Source organism: Azospirillum sp., assembly GCF_035627195.1.
GTDB lineage: Bacteria > Pseudomonadota > Alphaproteobacteria > Azospirillales > Azospirillaceae > Azospirillum.
The window spans coordinates 1-4,740 of the sequence record NZ_DASPMG010000245.1 but is presented as its reverse complement, the minus strand read 5'-3'; the positions used below and the strand labels follow the sequence as shown (position 1 = coordinate 4,740).

The window sequence follows — 4,740 nt, the reverse complement described above, 5'->3', positions numbered from 1 at the left end:
TGGCCCAGCATGATCCAGGCGTGCGGGCGCAGCACGGCGATGTGGTCGGTGATCGTCTTGGCGTTCGACGGGCCGACGCCGATGTTGACCAGCGTGATGCCGTTCCCGTCCGGCCGGGTCAGGTGGTAGGCCGGCATCTGCGGCATGCGCAGGCGCCGGGCGATCGACACCTCCGCCGGGTCGGCGCCGGGTGTCAGGTTGCGGTTGGGCGTCACCACGTCCCACGGCTCGACGAAACGGTCGTACTGGCGGCGGTTGGCGGCCTCCCGCGGGTCGTCGGTGGGCTCCATCATGCGGTGGGCGAACTCGATGAACTCGTCCACATAGAACTGGTAGTTGGTGAACAGCACGAAGTTCTGGAAATGCTCGGGCGCCGTCGCCGTGTAGTGCTTCAGCCGGTGCAGCGAGAAATCCACGCGGGGTGCCGTGAACAGCGCCAGCGGCTTGGGGTCGTGGATGCCCCATTCGTAGGTGCCGTTGACGATGTTGTCGTCCATGCGCGCCAGGTCGGGCAGGTCGAACAGGTCGGGCAGGCGGCCCACCCGCTCCGGCGTCAGGTCGCCCTCGACATAGAGGCCGTGCGGGAAGGCGAAGTGGATGGGGATCGCCTCCTCGCTGATGCCGACCTCCAGCGGGACGCCGTGGTTCTTCAAGAGCAGCGAGAACTGCTCCAGGTAATAGCGCTCGAACAGGTCGGGGCGGGTGACGGTGGTGATGTAGGTGCCCGGCCCCTCGACGAAGCCGTAGGCGAGGCGCGTGTCGACCGCCGCCCCGCTCTCGGTCACCAGCTTCACGTAAGGATAGCCGGCGTGCACGCGCGTGACTGGATCCTCGCCGCGGGCGAAGGCGGCGAAGCGGTCGCGCAGGAAGGCGGTGTTGCGGTCCCAGACATCGGTGACGCAGTCCAACGCGGCGCGCGCGTCGTCGAAGGTGCCGAGGGGGCCGGGCGGCAGGGGGGCGGGCGCGGTGCTCGTCATGTCCATGACATAGCCACGCCGGGGCGGTGTGGAAAGGGGGCAATGGTGCCAGTGCCCTTGACGGTATGGCGGGGTGCACTCACCATACCCATGCAAACGACATGGGTGACCGACCTATGCGCGCTCCCAGCTATGACCGCTTCGCGAAGAAGCAGACAGTCAGCCTTACGGTGAACAGCGATTTGTATGCCAAGGTCCGGCGTGCCGGGATCAATGCCTCCCAAATCGCCGAGGAAGCGCTTGCCGGTGCCCTCGACAGGGCATTGGCCGCAACCATGAAAGCCGAGGTGCGGCAGGACCTCGACGCCTACAACGCCTATGTCGCCGAACATGGCTCGCCGGCCGACCTTGTCCGCCAACACTACGAGGCGGACGACGATGCAGTATGAGGTCTTCGTCAACCCGATCACCCGCGCGCAGCGGTCCTATCCGTTTGTCGTCGTCCTGCAATCAGACCTCGCGGACACCGGGCGCGACCGGATCGTCGGCTTCATGGCTCCGAAGACAGCGATGCCGGACGTGAAAGGGCGCCTAACTCCGATCGTGGAGGTCGACGGATCGGAGTTCGTGGTGTTCGTTCCTTCCCTGACGTCCGTCAGGGGCTCCGACCTGGGCAAACCCGTGGATACCGTCGAGCGTTTCCGCGACCGCATCACGGAAGCGCTCGACTGGCTGTTCCTTGGCGTCTGACGCTCAGCTCTCCAGCCCCATCAGCGATTTGGCGAAGGCGTCGGCGTCGAACGGGCGCAGGTCGTGCACGCCCTCGCCGATGCCGATGGCGTGCACCGGCAGCTTGAACTTCTCCGCCAGCGCCACCAGAACGCCGCCGCGCGCCGAACCGTCCAGTTTGGTCAGGATCAGGCCGGTCACGTTGACCATGTCGCGGAACACCTCCACCTGGCTGTGCGCGTTCTGCCCCGTCGTGGCGTCCAGCGTCAGCAACGTGGTGTGCGGGGCGGAGTCGTCGATCTTCTTGATGACGCGCACCACCTTGCGCAGCTCGTCCATCAGCCCGGCCTTGTTCTGCAGGCGGCCGGCGGTGTCGATCATCAGCACGTCGACGCCGTCGCGCCGGGCCTGCTCGTAGGCGTCGTAGGCGAGGCCGGCGGCATCCGCCCCGGTGTCGCGCGCCACCACCGGGCAGCCGGTGCGCTCGCCCCAGATCTTCAGCTGGCTGACGGCGGCGGCGCGGAAGGTGTCGCCGGCGGCCAGCATCACCGTCTTGCCTTCCTCGCGGAACTGGCGGGCCAGCTTGCCGATGGTCGTCGTCTTGCCGGTGCCGTTGACGCCCACCACCAAGATGACGTGCGGCTTGCGTCCCATGTCGATGGTCAGCGGCTGCGCCACGGGGCCGACGATCTTCGCCACCTCGCCGGCCAGCGTGCGCTTGACCTCGTCCGGCGAGACCTCCTTGCCGAAGCGGGTGCGCGCCAGCTCCGCCGTCAGCTTCGCCGCGGTGGCGGGGCCGAGGTCGGCGGTGATCAGCAACTCCTCGAGCTCCTCCAGCGCGTCGTCGTCCAGCTTGCGCTTGGTGAAGATGCCGGTGATGCCGTCGGTCAGCTTGGAGGAGGACTTGGACAGCCCCTCCTTCAGCCGCGCCAGCCAGCCCTTCTTGGGCGCCTCCTCGGCCTTGGCGGGCTCGGGGGCCGGGCGGTGTTCCGGCAGGAACGTCTCGGCGGCCGGGGGCTCCGGCTCGGGCGCCACGGGCGGCGGCGGGGGCGTCTCGACGGCGGGCGGGGGCGGCAGCTCCTCGGGCGCCTGGGCCTCGGCCACCACCGCGGGGATGGACGGTTCCGGCGCGGGCTCGGGCGCCGCCGGTTCGGCGGCCTTCTCCTCCTCGCGCTTGTCGTCCTCGTGCGTCTCGGGGGGGCGGGTTTCTTCTTCCGGCTTCTTGCGGCCGAACCAGCGCAGGATCATGGCGTTTCCGAATGCGTCAGAGGCGTGGCGCGCAACTGCGCGCCGTCCACGGCGGTGATGGCGGCGCGCACCAGCGTGCCGGGCGCGAAGCTCTGGCCCAGGCGGACCTCGGCGAAGTGCTCGGTGCGGCCCAGGTCGTCCTTCTCCACCAGCACGGTGGCGGTACGGCCGACCTGGGCCGCCAGATGGCGGGCCACCGCCGCCTCGCCGGCCGCGCGCAGGCGTGCCGCGCGCTCCTTGCGGAACGGCGCGTTGTCCTGCGGCATGCGGGCGGCGGGCGTGCCGGGGCGCGGGCTGTAGGGGAAGACGTGCAGCCACGTCAGCCCGCAATCCTCGACGAGGCGCCGCGTGTTCTCGAACATCGCCTCGTCCTCGGTGGGGAAGCCGGCGATGAGGTCGGCGCCGAACACCATGTCGGGGCGAACCGAGCGCACGCGCTCGCAGAAGGCCACGGCGTCGGCGCGGCTGTGGCGGCGCTTCATGCGCTTCAGGATCAGGTCGTCGCCGGCCTGGAGCGACAGGTGCAGGTGCGGCATCAGCCGCGGCTCCTCCGCGATCAGGCGCCACAGGTCGTCGTCGATCTCGATGCAGTCGAGCGAGGAGAGGCGCAGCCGCGGCAACTCCGGCACCAGGGCCAGCAGGCGGCGCACCATCTGGCCCAGCGTGGGCGTGCCCGGCAGGTCGGGGCCGTAGCTGGTGATGTCCACGCCGGACAGCACCACCTCGGTGTAGCCGGCGGCGACCAGCGCCCGCACCTGCTCCACCACCGCGCCGATGGGGACGGAGCGGGACGGCCCGCGGCCGTAGGGGATGATGCAGAAGGTGCAGCGATGGTCGCAGCCCTGCTGCACCTGCACGAAGGCGCGCGCCCGGTCCTCGAACCCGCCGATCAGGTGGCCGGCGGTTTCCTTCACCGACATGATGTCGTTGACCAGCACCTTTTCGGCCGGGGCGAGGCCCCAGCTTTCCGGCTGCAGCTTCTCCTGGTTGCCCAGGACCTGGTCGACCTCGGGCATGGCCGCGTACTTGGCCGGGTCGATCTGCGCGGCACAGCCGGTGACGACGATGCGGGCGTCCGGGTTCTCGCGGCGCAGCTTGCGGATGGTCTGGCGCGCCTGCCGCTCGGCCTCCGACGTCACCGCGCAGGTGTTGACGATGACGACGTTCTCCAGCCCCGCGTTGCGCGCGTGGCCGCGCATCACCTCGGACTCATAGGTGTTGAGCCGGCAGCCGAAGGTGACGATCTCGGGATCCTTGGGGGGCGGAGGCAGGGCGCTCATACCACGGTCATTTCAAACAGCAACCAGATCGGCCGACAGGCGGCCGGTGAAGGCCACGGCCACCGGGCCGGTCATCAGGACGCGGCCGTCCTCTGTCCACTCGATGGTCAGCGTGCCGCCGTCCAGCACCACGTCGGCCTTGCGCCCGGTCAGGCCGCGCCGGGCCGCCGCCACCAGCGTGGCGCACGCACCGGTGCCGCAGGCGCGCGTAATGCCCACGCCGCGCTCCCACACCCGCATGCGGATGCGGGTCGGGTCCAGCACGGTGGCGAACTCCACGTTCGTGCGCTCGGGGAACAGCGGGTGGTGCTCCAGGCCGGGGCCGATGCGGTCCACCGGCACGGCTTCGGCGTCGTCCACGAAGAACACGCAGTGCGGGTTGCCCATGTTGACGGCGACCGGGTCGGACACCCCGTCCTGGTCGATGGGCAGGTGCAGCGTGTCCATCGCCTCCGCCAAAGGGATGGCGGTCCACTCCAGCCGGGCCGGACCCATGTCCACGGTCACGCGGCTCGGACCGGCGCGGTGCGCCACCAGCGGTCCGCACACCGTCTCGAACACGGCGC

6 protein-coding genes are annotated in these 4,740 nt (G+C 70.0%); 2 read left to right on the top strand and 4 right to left on the bottom strand.

Going from position 1 to position 4,740, the window contains the following annotated elements:
• A partial coding sequence (locus tag VED21_RS22340; protein ID WP_324886173.1) for an AMP nucleosidase occupies window positions 1-983 on the bottom strand: 983 nt, incomplete at its 3' end.
• A gap of 110 nt (window positions 984-1,093) precedes the next feature.
• On the opposite strand from VED21_RS22340, the gene VED21_RS22335 reads away from it, so the two are divergent.
• Window positions 1,094-1,366, top strand: coding sequence for a type II toxin-antitoxin system CcdA family antitoxin (locus VED21_RS22335; protein ID WP_324886171.1), 273 nt, complete (start codon window positions 1,094-1,096; stop codon window positions 1,364-1,366).
• Window positions 1,356-1,667: a CcdB family protein gene (locus VED21_RS22330; RefSeq protein WP_324886169.1), complete on the top strand. Its 312-nt coding sequence runs from the start codon at window positions 1,356-1,358 to the stop codon at window positions 1,665-1,667. The genes VED21_RS22335 and VED21_RS22330 overlap by 11 nt, the downstream gene beginning before the upstream one ends.
• A gap of 3 nt (window positions 1,668-1,670) precedes the next feature.
• On the opposite strand, the gene ftsY is transcribed toward VED21_RS22330, so the two are convergent.
• The 3 genes from ftsY to dapF all read right to left on the bottom strand — a co-directional run.
• The gene (gene ftsY, locus VED21_RS22325) at window positions 1,671-2,894 is read right to left on the bottom strand and encodes a signal recognition particle-docking protein FtsY (protein WP_324886167.1); all 1,224 of its coding nucleotides are present in this window, start codon (window positions 2,892-2,894) and stop codon (window positions 1,671-1,673) included.
• Window positions 2,891-4,174: a tRNA (N(6)-L-threonylcarbamoyladenosine(37)-C(2))-methylthiotransferase MtaB gene (gene mtaB, locus VED21_RS22320; protein ID WP_324886165.1), complete on the bottom strand. Its 1,284-nt coding sequence runs from the start codon at window positions 4,172-4,174 to the stop codon at window positions 2,891-2,893. Before mtaB ends, ftsY begins: the two co-directional genes overlap by 4 nt.
• Before the next feature lie 12 nt (window positions 4,175-4,186).
• On the bottom strand, window positions 4,187-4,740 hold a 554-nt coding region (gene dapF, locus VED21_RS22315), incomplete at its 5' end, for a diaminopimelate epimerase (protein ID WP_324886163.1).